The organism is Streptomyces sp. NBC_01446, assembly GCF_026340095.1.
Taxonomy (GTDB): domain Bacteria; phylum Actinomycetota; class Actinomycetes; order Streptomycetales; family Streptomycetaceae; genus Streptomyces; species Streptomyces aureus.
Map to the genome: position 1 here is coordinate 1,172,315 of NZ_JAPEPO010000002.1, position 14,720 is coordinate 1,187,034.

Annotated in this window: 16 protein-coding genes; 10 read left to right on the forward strand and 6 right to left on the reverse strand. The window is 71.6% G+C overall.

All coding sequences use genetic code 11. The features are described from left to right. Positions 1 to 8: 8 nt before the first annotated feature. Entirely contained in the window at positions 9 to 1,694 is a 1,686-nt protein-coding gene (locus tag OG456_RS43065) for an urease subunit alpha (protein WP_266570526.1), read from the reverse strand. Continuing rightward, complete coding sequence (locus OG456_RS43070) at positions 1,691 to 2,284, reverse strand: urease subunit gamma (RefSeq protein ID WP_266570527.1); 594 nt, start codon at positions 2,282 to 2,284, stop codon at positions 1,691 to 1,693. Before OG456_RS43070 ends, OG456_RS43065 begins: the two co-directional genes overlap by 4 nt. A gap of 123 nt (positions 2,285 to 2,407) precedes the next feature. Between OG456_RS43070 and OG456_RS43075 the strand changes: the two genes are divergently transcribed. From OG456_RS43075 to OG456_RS43100, 6 genes are all read left to right on the forward strand, one after another. Then, positions 2,408 to 3,607 (forward strand): CdaR family transcriptional regulator, encoded by a 1,200-nt coding sequence (locus tag OG456_RS43075; RefSeq protein ID WP_266570528.1) that lies wholly within the window; start codon positions 2,408 to 2,410, stop codon positions 3,605 to 3,607. Then, entirely contained in the window at positions 3,604 to 4,107 is a 504-nt protein-coding gene (locus tag OG456_RS43080) for an Lrp/AsnC family transcriptional regulator (protein ID WP_266570529.1), read from the forward strand. Before OG456_RS43075 ends, OG456_RS43080 begins: the two co-directional genes overlap by 4 nt. A 144-nt stretch (positions 4,108 to 4,251) precedes the next feature. Further along, positions 4,252 to 5,043: a dimethylargininase gene (gene ddaH / locus OG456_RS43085; protein WP_354006145.1), complete on the forward strand. Its 792-nt coding sequence runs from the start codon at positions 4,252 to 4,254 to the stop codon at positions 5,041 to 5,043. After that, positions 5,040 to 6,263, forward strand: coding sequence for an ornithine--oxo-acid transaminase (rocD, locus tag OG456_RS43090; protein ID WP_266570530.1), 1,224 nt, complete (start codon positions 5,040 to 5,042; stop codon positions 6,261 to 6,263). The genes ddaH and rocD overlap by 4 nt, the downstream gene beginning before the upstream one ends. A 116-nt stretch (positions 6,264 to 6,379) precedes the next feature. After that, positions 6,380 to 7,075 (forward strand): alpha/beta hydrolase, encoded by a 696-nt coding sequence (locus OG456_RS43095; RefSeq protein ID WP_266570531.1) that lies wholly within the window; start codon positions 6,380 to 6,382, stop codon positions 7,073 to 7,075. Positions 7,076 to 7,158: 83 nt separating this feature from the next. Further along, positions 7,159 to 7,563 carry a VOC family protein gene (locus OG456_RS43100; RefSeq protein WP_266570532.1) on the forward strand — a complete coding sequence of 135 codons (405 nt, stop codon included), beginning with the start codon at positions 7,159 to 7,161 and terminating at the stop codon, positions 7,561 to 7,563. Here the strand turns inward: OG456_RS43100 and OG456_RS43105 are convergent, their stop codons facing one another. The 3 genes from OG456_RS43105 to OG456_RS43115 form a co-directional block, all read right to left on the reverse strand. Then, complete coding sequence (locus tag OG456_RS43105) at positions 7,564 to 8,622, reverse strand: LLM class flavin-dependent oxidoreductase (RefSeq protein WP_266570533.1); 1,059 nt, start codon at positions 8,620 to 8,622, stop codon at positions 7,564 to 7,566. After that, complete coding sequence (locus OG456_RS43110) at positions 8,622 to 9,158, reverse strand: SRPBCC family protein (RefSeq protein ID WP_266570534.1); 537 nt, start codon at positions 9,156 to 9,158, stop codon at positions 8,622 to 8,624. Before OG456_RS43110 ends, OG456_RS43105 begins: the two co-directional genes overlap by 1 nt. Before the next feature lie 127 nt (positions 9,159 to 9,285). Next, positions 9,286 to 9,783 carry a helix-turn-helix domain-containing protein gene (locus OG456_RS43115; RefSeq protein ID WP_266570535.1) on the reverse strand — a complete coding sequence of 166 codons (498 nt, stop codon included), beginning with the start codon at positions 9,781 to 9,783 and terminating at the stop codon, positions 9,286 to 9,288. 197 nt (positions 9,784 to 9,980) lie between these two features. On the opposite strand from OG456_RS43115, the gene OG456_RS43120 reads away from it, so the two are divergent. Both OG456_RS43120 and OG456_RS43125 read left to right on the forward strand, forming a co-directional pair. Further along, on the forward strand, positions 9,981 to 10,850 hold the full coding sequence (locus tag OG456_RS43120) for a MoxR family ATPase (RefSeq protein WP_127826944.1): 870 nt from the start codon (positions 9,981 to 9,983) through the stop codon (positions 10,848 to 10,850). Further along, a complete protein-coding gene (locus tag OG456_RS43125; RefSeq protein WP_266570536.1) occupies positions 10,847 to 12,289 on the forward strand; it encodes a VWA domain-containing protein in 1,443 nt (480 codons plus the stop codon). Before OG456_RS43120 ends, OG456_RS43125 begins: the two co-directional genes overlap by 4 nt. Before the next feature lie 81 nt (positions 12,290 to 12,370). Here the strand turns inward: OG456_RS43125 and OG456_RS43130 are convergent, their stop codons facing one another. Beyond that, positions 12,371 to 13,030, reverse strand: coding sequence for an ATP-dependent endonuclease (locus OG456_RS43130; protein ID WP_266570537.1), 660 nt, complete (start codon positions 13,028 to 13,030; stop codon positions 12,371 to 12,373). Positions 13,031 to 13,110: 80 nt separating this feature from the next. On the opposite strand from OG456_RS43130, the gene OG456_RS43135 reads away from it, so the two are divergent. Both OG456_RS43135 and OG456_RS43140 read left to right on the forward strand, forming a co-directional pair. Next, complete coding sequence (locus OG456_RS43135; protein WP_266570538.1) at positions 13,111 to 13,740, forward strand: alpha-ketoglutarate-dependent dioxygenase AlkB; 630 nt, start codon at positions 13,111 to 13,113, stop codon at positions 13,738 to 13,740. A gap of 147 nt (positions 13,741 to 13,887) precedes the next feature. Next, a complete protein-coding gene (locus OG456_RS43140; protein ID WP_266570539.1) occupies positions 13,888 to 14,430 on the forward strand; it encodes a GNAT family N-acetyltransferase in 543 nt (180 codons plus the stop codon). The last annotated feature ends 290 nt before the right edge of the window (positions 14,431 to 14,720 follow it).

Sequence of the window (14,720 nt, forward strand, 5' to 3'; positions counted from 1 at the left end):
TCCGTCCCTCAGGCGAAGTGGTGCAGTTGGGCGAGGGGCAGTTCGGTGACGGCGTCGGTTCCGGTGGGGACGTCGTCGACCAGGACCGGCGCGGGCTCGCGCGGCACGTGGACGCGTGGCGTGGCGGTGTTGTGCAGCATGTCGGCCCGGGTCAGGCCGCGCGCGCCGGCGATCGGCGCGTACTGCAGGCCTTGCGGGAGTGCGGCGCGGGCGGCCCGGTCCTCCAGGGCGGCCTGCGCGACGAAGATTCGCGAGAGGCGTGCGGGGGCGTCGCCGAGCGCTCCGAAGTAGGGGCGGTAGGTGCGGGGCTGGGTCAGGCGGGTGGAGCCGGAGCCCGATCCGGTGTTGCCCCAGGCCACGAAGCCGCCCTTGACGACGAGTTCGGGCTTGGTGCCGAACCACGCGGGGTGCCACAGCACGAGGTCGGCCATGCGGCCCGGCTGGACCGAGCCCACCTCGTGGGCCAGGCCGTGCGCGATCGCCGGGTTCAGGGTGATCTTCGCCAGGTAGCGCAGCGCCCGTGCGTTGGCGGGGTGTTCCACTCCCCCGGCGCCGTTCGCGAGGGCCTGCACATGGGCGAGCTGCCAGGTCCTGCGCACGGTCTCGGCCATGCGGCCCATGCCCATGGAGTCGGAGTTGACGATGCTGATCGCGCCCAGGTCGTGCAGGGCGTTCTCGGCGGCGATGGCGTGGCCTCGGATGCGGCCCTTGGAGATCTCGACGTCGCTGGGCGAGTGGTGGTTCTGCCGGTGGACCGTCATCGTCATCGGGAACAGCTCGCCGACGGTGTTGGCGGTGTACGGAACCGTCGGGGTGGTCGACGAGGGGAGCACGTTGGGCTCGGAGAGGATCTCCAGGAGGTCGGGGTGACCGCCGCCGCCCTCCACGTGGTAGGCGTGCACGGTGCGGCCGCGGGTGGCGCCGATGGTGTCGCGCAGATAGCCGGACTCGTTCATGGAGTCGGTGTGCATGGCGACGGGCAGGTCCGCCTGTTCCGCGGCGCCCAGGCACGTCTCGATGATGCGCGGGGTGGCCCCGAAGTCCTCGTGGATCTTGAAGCCGCCGGCGCCCGCGAGTACGGACTCGTCGAGCAGGGCGCGCGACGTGGAGGAACCCCGGGCGAGGAAGGCGATGTTGAGCGGGGTGCCGCGCCAGGACGCCATCAGGGTGTGCAGGTTGTGCGCCGGGTTGCAGCCGATCTCCCACACTCCGCCGAGGCCCATGCCCACGAGGGTGGTGACTCCGGCGGACAGCGCGGCGGGCGCCACCTCGGGCGAGGAGAGGTGGACGTGGCTGTCGACTATGCCGGGGGTGGCGATCAGGCCCTCGCCCGGGATGACGGAGGTGTGCGAGTCGATGGCGAACTCGACGTCCATGACGTCCGGGTTGCCGACGCCGCCGACGGCGACGATCCGGCCGTCCTTGATGCCGATGTCGGTCTTGCGGACGCCGAGCACCGGGTCCATCAGGACCACTCCGGCGACCACCATGTCGAGCGCGGAGTCCCGCTCGGAGCGCGGCGATGCCAGCAGCCCGTCGCGGACCGTCTTGCCGCAGCCGCCGAGCAGCTCGTCGCCCGGCGTGCCGTCGTCCTGCTCCACCTCGACCCACAGACAGGTGTCGCCGAGCCGGATCCGGTCGCCGGTCGTGGGCCCGTAGAGGGCGTTGTACGTGCGGCGGTCGACCTGTGTCATGACGCCTCCTCATGGCGTGCCGTCACCACGTCGACTTCGCGCACGGCGCCGGGTTCGAAGGACAGTGCGGTGCCCGCCGGGATGTCGAGCCGCATTCCCGCGGCGGCCTCGCGGTCGAGCTCCAGGGCCGCGTTCGCCTCGGCGAGCGGGTAGTGCGAGGACAGGTAGACGGTGCGGTCTCCGTTGTTGCGGACGGTCAGCCTCGAGCGGAGCCTGCCCGTGTTGATCAGGACCGGGTCGGGCGCGGTGCGGACGGCGCCCGGCCCCGGCTCGCCGCTCCCGCTCGCGGTGGGGATCGGGTGGTCGATCGCCACCAGCGACGTACCGCTCGGGAACAGCGCCTCGACCTGGATCGTGGTGACCATCTGCGGCACCCCGTCCATGACGTCGTCCTCGGTGAGGACCTTGCGGCCCGCCGCGATCACTTCGTCGAGGGTCAGGCCGTCCCAGGCGGCTTCGAGAACCTCGTCGCAGATCAGGGCGATCGCCTCCGGGGCGTTCAGTTTCCGCCCGCGCGCCCTGCGGCGGCGTGCGAGTTCCGCGACGGTGAACAGCTGGATCCGCTCCAGCTCGCGAGGGGTCAAATGCACAGTTTCCCGGCCCTCCATGCGGTGAGATTCCGGCCACGGCCTGCCGGACACTCCAAGAATTCACGGGGTGTGGCGCGAAGCCAACGTTGATTTGGCGCCGATGGGGCGGCCAGGATTGTGCACATGAACAGTGAGTCCATCCTCTTCCCGCCCCCGGATCCCCGGGTCACCGAGCTGGCCCGGCGCTGCCTGGAGGACATCGACAGCCTTGTCGGCCTCTGGGTGGAGTGCGTGCGGCCGGTCCGTGCCTCCTATGCGGACCGTGTCTCGGAGGAGGAATTCCGCGCCACGGCGTGGGAAGCGTTCGAGTTCCTGCTGCGCACGGTCGCCCGGCTGCCCCTGTCCGAGCGCGTCGCCACCGTCTCCGAACGGGTCGGGGAGCGACGTGCCCGTGAGGGTGTCCCGCTGGACTCCCTCCTCGAGGCGGCGCGCCTCGACTTCCGCGTCGTCTGGGCGGCTCTGGTCGAAAAGGCGGGCGAGAAGGACAAGGCCGAGCTGGTGACGTCGGCGTACCACGTGTGGGAGGCCGTGGAGAAGCACGTCACCGGCATCATGACCGCGTATCAGCGCACCATCCTGGACATGGGGCGCCGCGCCGCGGACGAGCGGCGCATGTGGTTCGCCCGGCTCCTGGACAGCGAGGGCCGCAATCCGACGGTGGTCCGGGACGCGGCACTCGCCCTCGGCTTCCAGGCCGACGACCGGTTCCTGTGCGCGGTGGCACCGCCGCAGTACGGGGCGGGCCTGCGCAGGACCGCCACGGCGCTGCGCACGACGGAGACTCCTGTCCAGTTGCAGGAGGTCGCCTCGGATCTGGTGCTCGCCGTGCAGCTGGGCCGGCGCACCACGGCGGAGTCCGTCCTCGCGCTGCTCCAGGAGACGCCGTGCGGGGTCGCCTCCGCCGCGGCGGGCCTTGCCTCCGTGCCTCGCGCGGTGGTGCTCGCGACGGCCACGGCGCGCGTGCTGCCGTCACACGCCGTGGGGCCCCGTCGGCTCGAGGACAGCTGGCTCGATGTCCTGGTACAGCGAGCCGAGGGCTTCGGACGGGATCTCGCCGACGACGTCCTCAGCGGGCTCGACGCGGAAACCGTGCTTGCCGCAGAGACGAGGCGCCTCCTCGATACCGTACGGTCGCATCTGGCCGGGACCGGGTCCGTCGCGGACACCGCGGCCGCCCTGTACTGCCATCGCAACACGATCCAGCAGCGGATCAACCGGTTCGCCGAGCTGACCGGCCGCGATGTGCGGCGCCCCGAGGACGCCGCCCTGGTGGCCCTCGCTCTGCGCGCCCGTGACCAGCACGAGAAGGACCTCCGGCCATGAACAGCAAGCATGTGGCGTTCGACGACCTCGACCGCAAGATCGTCGCGGCGCTGATCGCCAACGCCAGGACGAGTTTCGCGGAGATCGGCGCGGCCATCGGCCTCTCCGCCACCGCCGTCAAGCGGCGCGCCGACCGGCTGCGCGAGAACGACGTCATCACCGGGTACACCGCCACGGTCCGGCCGGCCGCGCTCGGCTGGAGCACCGAGGCGTTCGTCGAGGTGTACTGCGACGGCGCGGCGCCGCCCCGTCGGCTCGCCGAAGTCGTGCGCAACCATCCGGAGATCACCTCGGCGATGACCGTGACGGGCGGCGCCGACGCGTTGCTGCACGTCAGGGCCACGGACGTCGGCCACTTCGAAGAGGTGCTCGAACGCATCAGGGCCGAGCCGTTCATCCGCAAGACGATCAGTTACATGGTGCTTTCCCACCTGCTGCCGGACAGTGCGGAGGCCGGCGCCCGCGAGCCCGCCCCCGATGACGCAGCAATCCAGCGCTGACCTCTCATTCTGCGCAGCATTACTGCGGGCATACGCATTCAACTGGTCTTGTCGAGCGCGACCTCCGCTTCCTACCGTGGAGACACCCTCTGATCGTCGTCCCGCAGGAAGCGGAGGTATCCGTCTGTGGCCAGGCGCTATCTGGTGTGTGAGCCCAGATACTTCGACGTTCACTACGCCATCAACCCGTGGATGCGCGACGACGTGCGGGTCGACACCGCGCTCGCCCTCGCGCAGTGGCAGAACCTGATCGACACCTACCGCGCGCACGGGCACACGGTCGAGACCGTGCCGCCGGTCCCGGGCCTGCCCGACATGGTCTTCGCCGCGAACTCGGCGCTCGTCGTGGCCGGCCGCGTCCTCGGCTCGAACTTCCACGCCGAGCAACGCCGACCGGAGTCGGCGGAGTACGAGACGTGGTTCAAGGCGGCGGGCTACGACGTCCATCACCCGGCGTCGGTCTGCGAGGGCGAGGGCGATCTCGTACCGGCGGGCCGCTACGTACTCGCGGGCAGCGGATTCCGTACGACGCGTGCCGCGCACGACGAGGCGCAGGAGTTCTTCGGCGTACCGGTCATCGGACTGCGTCTGGTCGACCCGTACTTCTACCATCTGGACACCGCGCTGTTCGCCCTCGACGATCCCGACGATCCCGACGGCGGCACCATCGCGTACTACCCGGAGGCGTTCTCGGCCGGGAACCGCGAGGTGCTCGCGCGGCTCTTCCCGCGTGCCGTCCTCGCCACCCGCGACGACGCGATGGCCTTCGGCCTCAACTCCGTCTCCGACGGCCGCCACGTGTTCGTCGCCCCGCAGGCCACCGGGCTCATCGCACAGCTCGGCCACCGCGGATACGTCCCCGTCCCCGTCGACCTCTCCGAGTTCCACAAGGCCGGCGGAGGCATCAAGTGCTGCACCCAGGAGATCCGTTCATGACCGTCGCCCCCCTTAAGGCCCCGCGTTCCTCGGCCGAGCTCATCAGCGCCGAGACGCCGGTGCTCGCGCACAACTACCACCCCCTGCCCGTGGTCGTCGCCCGCGCCGAGGGCACGTGGGTCGAGGACGTCGAGGGCCGCCGCTACCTCGACCTCCTCGCCGGATACTCGGCCCTCAACTTCGGCCACCGCCACCCGGCCCTGATCGATGCCGCCCACCGTCAGCTCGACCAGCTCACACTGACGTCGCGTGCCTTCCACAACGACCGTCTGGCCGGCTTCGCCGAGGGCCTCGCGGAACTGACGGGCCTCGACATGGTCCTGCCGATGAACACGGGCGCCGAGGCCGTGGAGAGCGCCGTCAAGGTCACCCGCAAGTGGGCGTACGAGGTCAAGGGCGTCCCCGCGGACCGGGCGACGATCGTCGTGGCCGACGGCAACTTCCACGGCCGCACGACCACGATCGTCAGCTTCTCCACCGACGAGTCGGCCCGCGCCGGGTTCGGGCCCTTCACGCCGGGCTTCCGCGTGGTCCCCTACGACGACCTGGCCGCGCTCGAAGCGGCGGTCGACGAGACGACGGCGGCCGTCCTGCTCGAACCCATCCAGGGCGAGGCCGGAGTCGTCATCCCGGACGACGGCTATCTCACCGGGGTGCGCGATCTGACCCGGCGGGCCGGCTGTCTGTTCATCGCCGACGAGATCCAGTCGGGCCTCGGCCGCACGGGCCGCACGCTCGCCGTCGACCACGAAGCCGTACGCCCCGACATGCTGCTGCTCGGCAAAGCACTCGGCGGTGGCATCGTGCCCGTGTCGGCGGTCGTCGCGGGCCGGGACGTCCTCGGGGTGCTGCGGCCGGGCGAGCACGGCTCCACGTTCGGCGGGAACCCGCTGGCCGCGGCGGTCGGCTCCGCCGTCGTCGACCTGCTCGCCACGGGCGAGTTCCAGCGCCGGGCGGCCGATCTGGGCGAGGTGCTGCGTGCCGGACTCGAGGCCCTCACCGGCAAGGGCGTGACGGGCTTCCGGGCCCGCGGGCTGTGGGCGGGCGTCGACATCGACCCGGCCATCGGAACGGGACGCCGGATCAGCGAACTCCTTCTGGCCGAAGGCGTGTTGGTCAAGGACACCCACGGCTCGACGATCCGCCTGGCGCCGCCCCTGACCATCACCCGCGAGGAGCTGGAGTCGGCGCTCGCCGCGCTGGGGAGGGTGCTGGGCTAGCCCCGGGATCCGAGGTCACGGCCCCGCCACTGTCAGCGGTGGCCGGGCCGTGACCTCGGGCTTAGCGTGGGAGGGACCGCTGTCCGCTCCCCCGACCGAAACTGGTGTGTGTCGCCATGGCCGACAAGCCGACCGTCGTTCTGGTCCACGGGTTCTGGGGCGGCGCCGCCCACTGGGCCAAGGTCGTCGTGGAGCTGCACAACCGCGGCTTCGGCTCCCTGCACGCCGTGGAGAACCCCCTGACCTCCCTGGTGGACGACGCCGAGCGCACGCGCAAGATGGTCAAGCAGGTGGACGGCCCCGTGATCCTGGTGGGGCACTCCTACGGCGGCGCCGTCATCACGGAGGCGGGCGACCTTCCGAACGTGACGGGCCTCGTCTACGTCGCCGCGTTCGCGCCCGATGCGGGCGAGAGCCCGGGGCAGATCAGCCAGGAGCTGGCGCCCGCGGCGATCGAGAACCTCGCACCCGACTCCGACGGCTACCTGTGGATCAAGCAGGACAAGTTCCACGAGAGCTTCTGCCAGGACCTGCCCGCGGACGAGGCTCTCGTCATGGCCGTCACCCAGAAAGCCCCCCTGGCCTCGACGTTCGGGGACAACGTGACCGCCCCCGCCTGGCGGGTCAAGCCGACGTGGTACCAGGTATCGACGGACGACCGCATGATCAATCCGGCCAACGAACGCCGCATGGCCGAACGAATGAACCCGCGCGCCGTCATCGAACTCGCCGCAGGGCACGCTTCGTTGGCCTCGCAGCCGACCGCGATCGCCGACCTGATCGAAACGGCGTCGAACGAACTCTCCGGCTAGCGGTTGGGGCGGCGCCCCGCAGAGGACCGACAGCGGCCAAGGCGTGCGTCGACAAGCCCCCCGATGCTTGATTGGGTTGCGCCATGCGCATCGACCGACTCGACCACCTCGTCCTCACCGTGCACGACCTCGACGCCACGGTCGCCTTCTACACGAAGATCCTGGGCATGGAGGCGGTCACGTTCCGAGGCGGCCGCCGTGCCCTGGCCTTCGGCCACAGCAAGATCAACCTCCACGAGGCGGGCCACGAGTTCGAGCCGAAGGCGACCCGCCCCACACCCGGCAGCGCGGACCTGTGCCTGATCGTCGACGAGCCCGTCGAGCGGATCGTCGCCGAACTGGCAAGCCACGGAGTCCCGTTGGAGGAAGGACCGGTGGAGCGCACGGGCGCCACCGGCCCCATCCGCAGCGTGTACGTGCGGGACCCGGACGACAACCTGATCGAGCTCAGCAACTATGCGGACACGGCGGACGCGCCCACATCCTGACTAGCGCTCCTCGCGCCCCACATCCCGTACGAGATCCAGCGCCCTGCCCAGCGTGGTCAGGCGCTCCTCCAGTGTGTCGCCGGCAGGGTAGAGGCGGACCGTGTCGACCCCCGCGGCGCTCCAGACCCGCAGGCGTTCGCGGACCATGGGCTCGGTGCCGATGAGGGTGGTGGCCAGGACCATGTCGTCGGTGACCAGTTCCGCGGCGCCGTCGCGGTCGCCCGCCTGCCAGCGTGCGCGGACCTCGGCCGCCGTGTCGGCCCAGCCCTGCCTGCTGTAGGCGTTGTTGTAGTAGTTGGTGGTCGCGGAGCCCATGCCGCCCAGGCTGAAGGCCAGTTCCTTCTTGCGGCCCGCGACCATCGCGCGCAGCGCGTCCTCGTCGTCGGCGAACGCCACCTCGGCGCCCTGGCAGATGTCCAGGTCGGACCGCTTACGGCCGGCCGCCGCGAGCCCGGCGTCCAGATGGTCGAAGTAGGCCCCCTGCGCGCCCTCGGGCACGAAACTCGTGCCGAGCCAGCCGTCCGCGATCTCGCCGGTCAGCCGCAGCATTCTGGGCGAGAGCGTGGCCAGATAGACGGGCAGGTCGTGCTCGGCCCGCATGGACAGGCGCATCGGCTTCGCCTCGCCGCCGGGAAGCGGGAGGGTGAACTCCCGTCCTTCGTAGGCGAGTTTCTCTCCCGCCACCGCCTGCCGGACGATCTCGACGGTCTCGCGCATACGGGTCAGGGGCCGCGCGAAGGGGACCCCGTGCAGCCCTTCGATCACCTGCGGTCCAGACGGGCCGAGTCCGAGCAGGAAGCGGCCTTCGGAGATGTTGGAGAGGGTGATCGCCGCGCGGGCGATCGCGGCCGGGGTGCGGGTGGCCAGCTGGATGATCCCGGAGCCGAGCAGCATCCTCTCCGTGCGCGCCGCCAGGTATCCGAGCGGCGAGGGGGCCTCCGAGCCCCACGCCTCGGCCACCCAGCAGACGTCCATCCCGAGCCGCTCGGCCTCGGTCACGAAGTCGACCGTCTCGCGCCAACTGCCGCCCGAGGCCTCGATCGTCGTGGACGTACGCATCACTCGCCCCGCCCTTCCGGAGCCGGGCCGCCCTCGGCCAGGTCCTTGATCGCGTCGAGCGTGGCGGTGATGCTCCGCTCGAACTCCCGCAGCCGCACGAACACGATCTTCTGCTCCTTCTCCGGCATCCGGTCGATCGCGTACGAGAGCCCGGACCGGCCGGGGCCGAGCTGCATCCACTGGGCCAGCTCGGTGCCGCCGTCGTCGAGCGGTGTCAGGGTGAACTTCCACAGGGCGCCGGGCTGTTCGGGGTCCTCGACCGCCCAGGCGAACACGCGCGGCGCCTCGCACCGGACGACGTACGAGGTGGTCTGCCACTCCCCCAGCGACTCGTGCTTGCTGCGTCCGACGAACCGCGCGCCGAGCGTGGGGCCCGCCGCCCCGTCCAGCCAGTCGACCGACTGGAGTTCGGCGCTGAGCGTGGGCATCAGGTTGATGTCGGAGACGAACTCCCACACCCGCTCCGGCGACGCCAGGATCCTTCTGCGGACCTCGACCGTCGGTTTGTCGGCGTAGCGCGCGCCCGTCCACTCCATTGCCGGTTGCCTCTCCGTCTGCGGGAAGTTCACTGTGCGGGGTCCGTTGAAAGCGGCCCTGAGCATGAGAGTTGCGTAGATAGACTCACCCGTCAAGAGGGCGGGACAGGGGTGGGACCACGGGGAGTCAGTCGGCGAAACGCGCCTTGATGTCCGGGCGTTCGGCCAGCCGGGGCGGATAGCCCGGGCCGAGACGGGGCCGCGTGTTCTCGGCCGTCATCGGCTCCTTGCACGCGCTGCACACGACCTCGGCATGGCTCTCCTGGCCGCACCGGTCGTGGTGGAACACGACGGGCGGTCCGGCCTCCTCCGCGAGCCAGCGGTCGCCCCACCTGTTCATGGCGGCGAGCACGCCGAAGAAGTCGCGTCCCATGTCCGTGAGGACGTAGTCGTAGCGGACGGGCTCCTGCTGATAGGCCCGTTTCTCCATGAGTCCCTCGTCCACGAGGCGCCGGAGCCGGTCGGCCAGGGTGTTGCGCGCGATGCCGAGCTCCTCCTGGAACACGTCGAACCGCTTGATCCCGTAGAACGCCTCACGCAGGACGAGCGGCGTCCACCAGTCGCCGAGCAGGTCCATGGTGCGGGCGATGGAGCAGGGCCAGTTGGCAAAGGAGGTCCGCCTCATGCCGTCAGCATACGAGGGTCTCGGATTGAGACCCAGCAGTTCGGGCTCGCGAGCAGAGGCCGGTTCGGGCGTTCCGTACGGCTGTGGCACGTGACCTACGACGCAAACTCCGCGTCCCTGTTGTGGAGCCCGTCACGGAACTGATCCAGTGGCCGGGACAGTCGGCGCGCGGCGCCGCACCAGGAGGGGGCTCACGCATGACGTCCGGGTACTTCACGTCCGTCGACGATGTGTCCGCGCGGCTCGCCGCGACGGGCTACCTGGCGTCCCCTGCGGTGGCCACCACGGTCTTCCTCGCCGACCGCCTCGGCAAGCCGCTGCTCGTCGAGGGCCCCGCGGGCGTCGGCAAGACCGAACTGGCCAAGGCGGTCGCCGAGGTCGCGGGCGCCACCCTCGTCCGGCTCCAGTGCTACGAGGGCGTGGACGAGTCGCGCGCCCTGTACGAGTGGAACCACGCCAAGCAGCTCCTGCGCATCACGGCGGGCCGCGACGAGTCGTGGGACGAGACCCGTACGGACATCTTCAGCGAGGAGTTCCTGCTGCCGCGCCCGCTGCTGACGGCGATCCGAGGCAGCGACCCGAAGGTGCTGCTCATCGACGAGACCGACAAGGCCGACGTCGAGGTGGAGGGCCTGCTCCTGGAGGTGCTCAGCGACTTCCAGGTGACGGTGCCCGAGCTCGGCACGATCAGCGCGACGCGCCGCCCGTTCACCGTCCTCACCTCCAACGCGAGCCGCGAGCTGTCCGAGGCGCTGCGCCGCCGCTGTCTGTTCCTCCATATCGGCTTCCCCGAGGAGGAGTTGGAGCGCCGGATCGTACGGCTCAAGGTGCCGGGGCTCGACGAAGCACTGGCGCAGGCCGTGGTGCGGGTGGTCGGCGCGCTGCGCGCGATGGACCTTCGGAAGGTGCCGTCGGTCGCGGAGACCATCGACTGGGCCCGCACACTCCTCGCCCTCGGCGCCGGAACCCTCGACGAAGAGGTCGTACGCGACACGCTCGGCGTCGTCCTCAAGCATCAGGAGGACGTGCTGAAGGCGGCGGCCAAGCTGGACCTGGACGCCGTGTGAGCGCGACGGCGGCCGGCGTCCCGGAGCGGCTCACCGCGCTCGTGCAGGCGCTGCGCTCGCACGGCGTCCGGATCGGCACCGGCGAGACCGTCGACGCCGGGCTCGCCGTCGATGCGCTCGGCCTGACCGACCGCGAGCACCTGCGGGAGGGCCTGGCGGCGGCGCTGCTGCACAGCGAGGGGCAGCGGTCCGTGTTCGACCCCGTCTTCGATCTGTACTTTCCCCGGAGTGTCGGCGCCCCGCAGGACACCCGGCACGAGCCGGGCGCCGGGCGTACGTGGCAGGCCTCCGACACGGCCGACCTGCGCGAGCGGCTCGCCGCCGCGCTCGCCGCCAACGACCAGGAACTGCTCGACCAGTTGGCGGCCGAGGCGGTGGACGGCCTCGGCGGCTACGGCACGGCGAACGGGGCGGGCGGCTCGGGTGGGTCCGGCGGATCGGGTCCGTCGGGCCGCTCTGACGGCTGGTCCTCGCACCAGACGCTGGCCCGGCTGCGCCCGGAGACCCTGCTCGCCCGGATCCTCGCCGGGATCCGGGCCGGGGCCGCCGGCGAGGACGAGTTCACCGACCGGCTCCAGGCGGACGAGATCCGCCGCCGCATCCAGGCGTTCCGCGGGCGCGTGGGCACCGAGGCGCGGCGCCGGGTCGCCGAGCGTCGCGGTACCGACGAGATCGCCCGCCGCGCCATCGCACCCACCGCCGACCGTGTCGACTTCCTCATCGCGGGGCGCGCCCAGCTGGACGAGCTGCGCCGGGCGGTTCAGCCCCTGGCCCGCAAGCTGGCCACCCGCCTCGCCGCCCGCCGGCGCCGGGCCGCGCGCGGGCGGATCGACCTGCGCCGCACGCTCCGTGGGTCCCTGTCGACGGGCGGCGTCCCGATGCGGCCCGTGCTGCGCCGCCGCCGTCCCGCGCGCCCCGAGCTCGTCCTCCTGTGCGACGTGTCCGGCTCGGTCGCGGGGTTCGCCAACTTCACGATGCTGCTGGTGCAGGCGCTGCACGACCAGTTCAGCAAGGTGCGGGTGTTCGCCTTCGTCAACCGCGTCGACGAGGTGACCGACCTCATCGGCCGCGACGCGGCCGGGCCCGAGGGACTCAGCACGCGCATCCTCTCGGCGGCGGCCGTGACGGGCTGGCACGGAAGCAGCGACTACGGCACGTCGCTGGGCGAGTTCGCCGAGCGGTACGGGGACGCGGTCGGCCCGCGCAGCACCGTGTTCGTCCTGGGCGACGCCCGTACGAACATGAGCGACCCCAACACGGGGGCGCTGCGGGACGTCGCCGGGCGCGCCCGCAAGGTGTACTGGCTCAACCCCGAACGGCGCTCGCTGTGGGACACCGGCGACTCGGCGGCCGACACGTATGCGGAGATCGTCGAGATGCATGAGTGCCGCAACGCCCAGCAGCTGAGCGCGCTGATCGCGCGGCTGCTGCCTGTTTGACCGCCCTTCGCGGCGACGGGGTCAGTTGTACGAGCCGGGGACCTTACGTGCGTGCCGGAGCCGGGTGCGTGGGTGCCGGGGTCAGACATGCGCGAGGAGCCGGTCCAGAGGGCGTGGCACCCGGTCGAGGTCGAGCCGCTCCACGAGTGAGCGCGCGTACTGCGCCTTGCGTCCGCTGTGCGTCCCCATGAACCGGCGCAACTGCCGCTCCACGCCCCGTTCCCGCTGCGCCGGCTGCTTCTGGAAGGTACGGAAGGACCTCAAGTCGCCCTCGATGTCCAGGACTTCCTGCACGGTGTCCGCGCCGAGGCCGCGGATCAGCTCGTCCTCCAGGTCCGCGACACACACGTAGAAGCCGAGCTGTTCCATGTCCGCGTGGGTGAGGTGGGGGCGCGGGCCGTTCCGCTCCAGAACGCTGCGGAAGTAGTGCTCCTCCCCGGCGTCGCACAGCCCGGCGACGGTGACGTCGAGCCCGTCCGGGCCGCACACGGCGAGGAATCTCCCGATGCTCATCGCGCCGCCGAGCGGCAGCACCGCGACGCCCTCCTCCTCGAGGCTGCGCCCGCGCCGCCGGGCCAGCGCCTCGACGGCGACCAGGTCGCTCTCCCCCTCGACCAGGACGACCTTGCGCACACCGGCCACGACGGCCAGCTCGCGGGCCGCCTCCGCGGCCGGCCCGTCGTCACCTCCGTGCGCCGCCCACGCTCCGGCCGCCCGACGGAACCGTCCCATCTCGTCCACACGCCCAGTTTCGCAGGGCACGGGGTGTCCGCGTCCAGCTAATTAGCTCACACGTTCGAATCTAGGAGTACGCTGTCCCCATGGCAACGCACCAACTCCAGGGGTCCCTGTTCGACCAGAGCGACGACGTGCGACTGCGCCCGCTGGACGGGGTCCGCAGGACCGTGCTCGGCGACGGCGCCTGGATCGACCTGCTGCCGGGCTGGCTCAGCGGCGCCGACGCGCTGTTCGAGCAGCTGGCCACGGAGGTGCCGTGGAAGGCCGAGCGGCGGCAGATGTACGAGCGGGTCGTGGACGTGCCGCGCCTGCTCGCCTTCTACGGCGCGGGCGAGCCACTCCCGCACCCCGTCCTCGACGAGGCCCGACAGGCGCTGTCGGCGCACTACGCGGCCGAGCTCGGGGAACCCTTCACGACGGCCGGACTGTGCCACTACCGCGACGGCCGCGACAGCGTCGCCTGGCACGGCGACCGCATCGGCCGCGGCGCCCGCGAGGACACCATGGTCGCCATCCTCTCCGTGGGCGCGCCACGCGACCTGCTGCTGCGTCCGCGCGACGGCGGCGATGTGGTTCGCCGGCCGCTGGGCCACGGCGACCTGATCGTGATGGGCGGCTCCTGCCAGCGGACGTGGGAACACGCCGTCCCGAAGACGACGCGAGCCGCGGGCGGCCGAATCAGCATCCAGTTCCGGCCGCACGGAGTTCAGTGATCCGGCGAACCCGCACGAGGTGCAGTGATCCGGCGGGAGGGCACGAGGTGCACTGGTCCCGCGAGCCCGCACGGGGTGCAGCGATCCCGCAAGCCCGCACGAGGTGCAGTGGTCCCGCGAGCCCGCACGGATGCCAGGATCCCCGGCGTGACGGACGCGAACGAACTCACGGTGCGCCTGCGTGCTGAAGCCGACCTGCCCCGCTGCGTCGAGGCCCTCGCCGGGGTCCAGGCGGCCGACCGCTATCCGGTGGACTGGCCCGCCGACCCGGCGGGCTGGCTGACTCCCCACGGCATGACCGACGCCTGGGTCGTCGTGGCGAGCGCCGATGTCGTCGGGCACATGGCGCTCACCCCGCCAGGACTCGCCCTGGCCACGGCCACCGGGCTGCCCGAGCGGCGCCTGCTGGCCGTCGCGCGGCTCTTCGTCAGCACGTGCGCCCGACGACGCGGAGTGGCTGCGCTGCTGCTCGACCGGGCGATCGAGACCGGCGCGGCGCGCGGACAGACACCGGTCCTGGAGGTCGAGACGGCCGCGAGCGCCGCCATCGGACTGTACGAGCGCGCGGGCTGGCGCCACGTCGGCACGTCCACCGCCGACTGGACGACCGCCGACGGCCGGCTCGCCCGGATGCGAGCGTACGTCGCCCCTGCGGTTCCCCTGAACTCCTCGCGTTCCAACTGCTCCTGACGGCACATCAGGCAGTCGCCCGAACTTCGAGACCGGCCCATCGGTCACCCTTGCCGGGCCACCGTCAGACACGGCTCCGACCGAGATCAGGACCCGAAGCCGCGGCAACGGACAAACCTTGACATCCGTTCGACCGGCTCTCTACGGTCGGCCGTGGATCTTGAGCGTTCACGGCACGGCACCGAGCGAGCCGGAACTCCCTGGCCCCCGTCGTCATCGGCACCCACCACACCGGCCCGCGCACCGCCCCAAACGCCGGACCACCGCCGACGGCCCGCCCACGACGAGCA

What these genes read in the sequence shown, in the direction of transcription:
- OG456_RS43135 (WP_266570538.1), top strand. Translation starts at nt 13,111, where the DNA reads ATGGCAACGCACCAACTCCAGGGGTCCCTGTTCGACCAGAGCGACGAC.
- OG456_RS43100 (WP_266570532.1), top strand. Translation starts at nt 7,159, where the DNA reads ATGCGCATCGACCGACTCGACCACCTCGTCCTCACCGTGCACGACCTC.
- OG456_RS43120 (WP_127826944.1), top strand. Translation starts at nt 9,981, where the DNA reads ATGACGTCCGGGTACTTCACGTCCGTCGACGATGTGTCCGCGCGGCTC.
- OG456_RS43075 (WP_266570528.1), top strand. Translation starts at nt 2,408, where the DNA reads ATGAACAGTGAGTCCATCCTCTTCCCGCCCCCGGATCCCCGGGTCACC.
- OG456_RS43095 (WP_266570531.1), top strand. Translation starts at nt 6,380, where the DNA reads ATGGCCGACAAGCCGACCGTCGTTCTGGTCCACGGGTTCTGGGGCGGC.
- OG456_RS43110 (WP_266570534.1), bottom strand. Translation starts at nt 9,158, where the DNA reads ATGGAGTGGACGGGCGCGCGCTACGCCGACAAACCGACGGTCGAGGTC.
- rocD (WP_266570530.1), top strand. Translation starts at nt 5,040, where the DNA reads ATGACCGTCGCCCCCCTTAAGGCCCCGCGTTCCTCGGCCGAGCTCATC.
- OG456_RS43115 (WP_266570535.1), bottom strand. Translation starts at nt 9,783, where the DNA reads ATGAGGCGGACCTCCTTTGCCAACTGGCCCTGCTCCATCGCCCGCACC.
- OG456_RS43065 (WP_266570526.1), bottom strand. Translation starts at nt 1,694, where the DNA reads ATGACACAGGTCGACCGCCGCACGTACAACGCCCTCTACGGGCCCACG.
- OG456_RS43080 (WP_266570529.1), top strand. Translation starts at nt 3,604, where the DNA reads ATGAACAGCAAGCATGTGGCGTTCGACGACCTCGACCGCAAGATCGTC.
- OG456_RS43105 (WP_266570533.1), bottom strand. Translation starts at nt 8,622, where the DNA reads ATGCGTACGTCCACGACGATCGAGGCCTCGGGCGGCAGTTGGCGCGAG.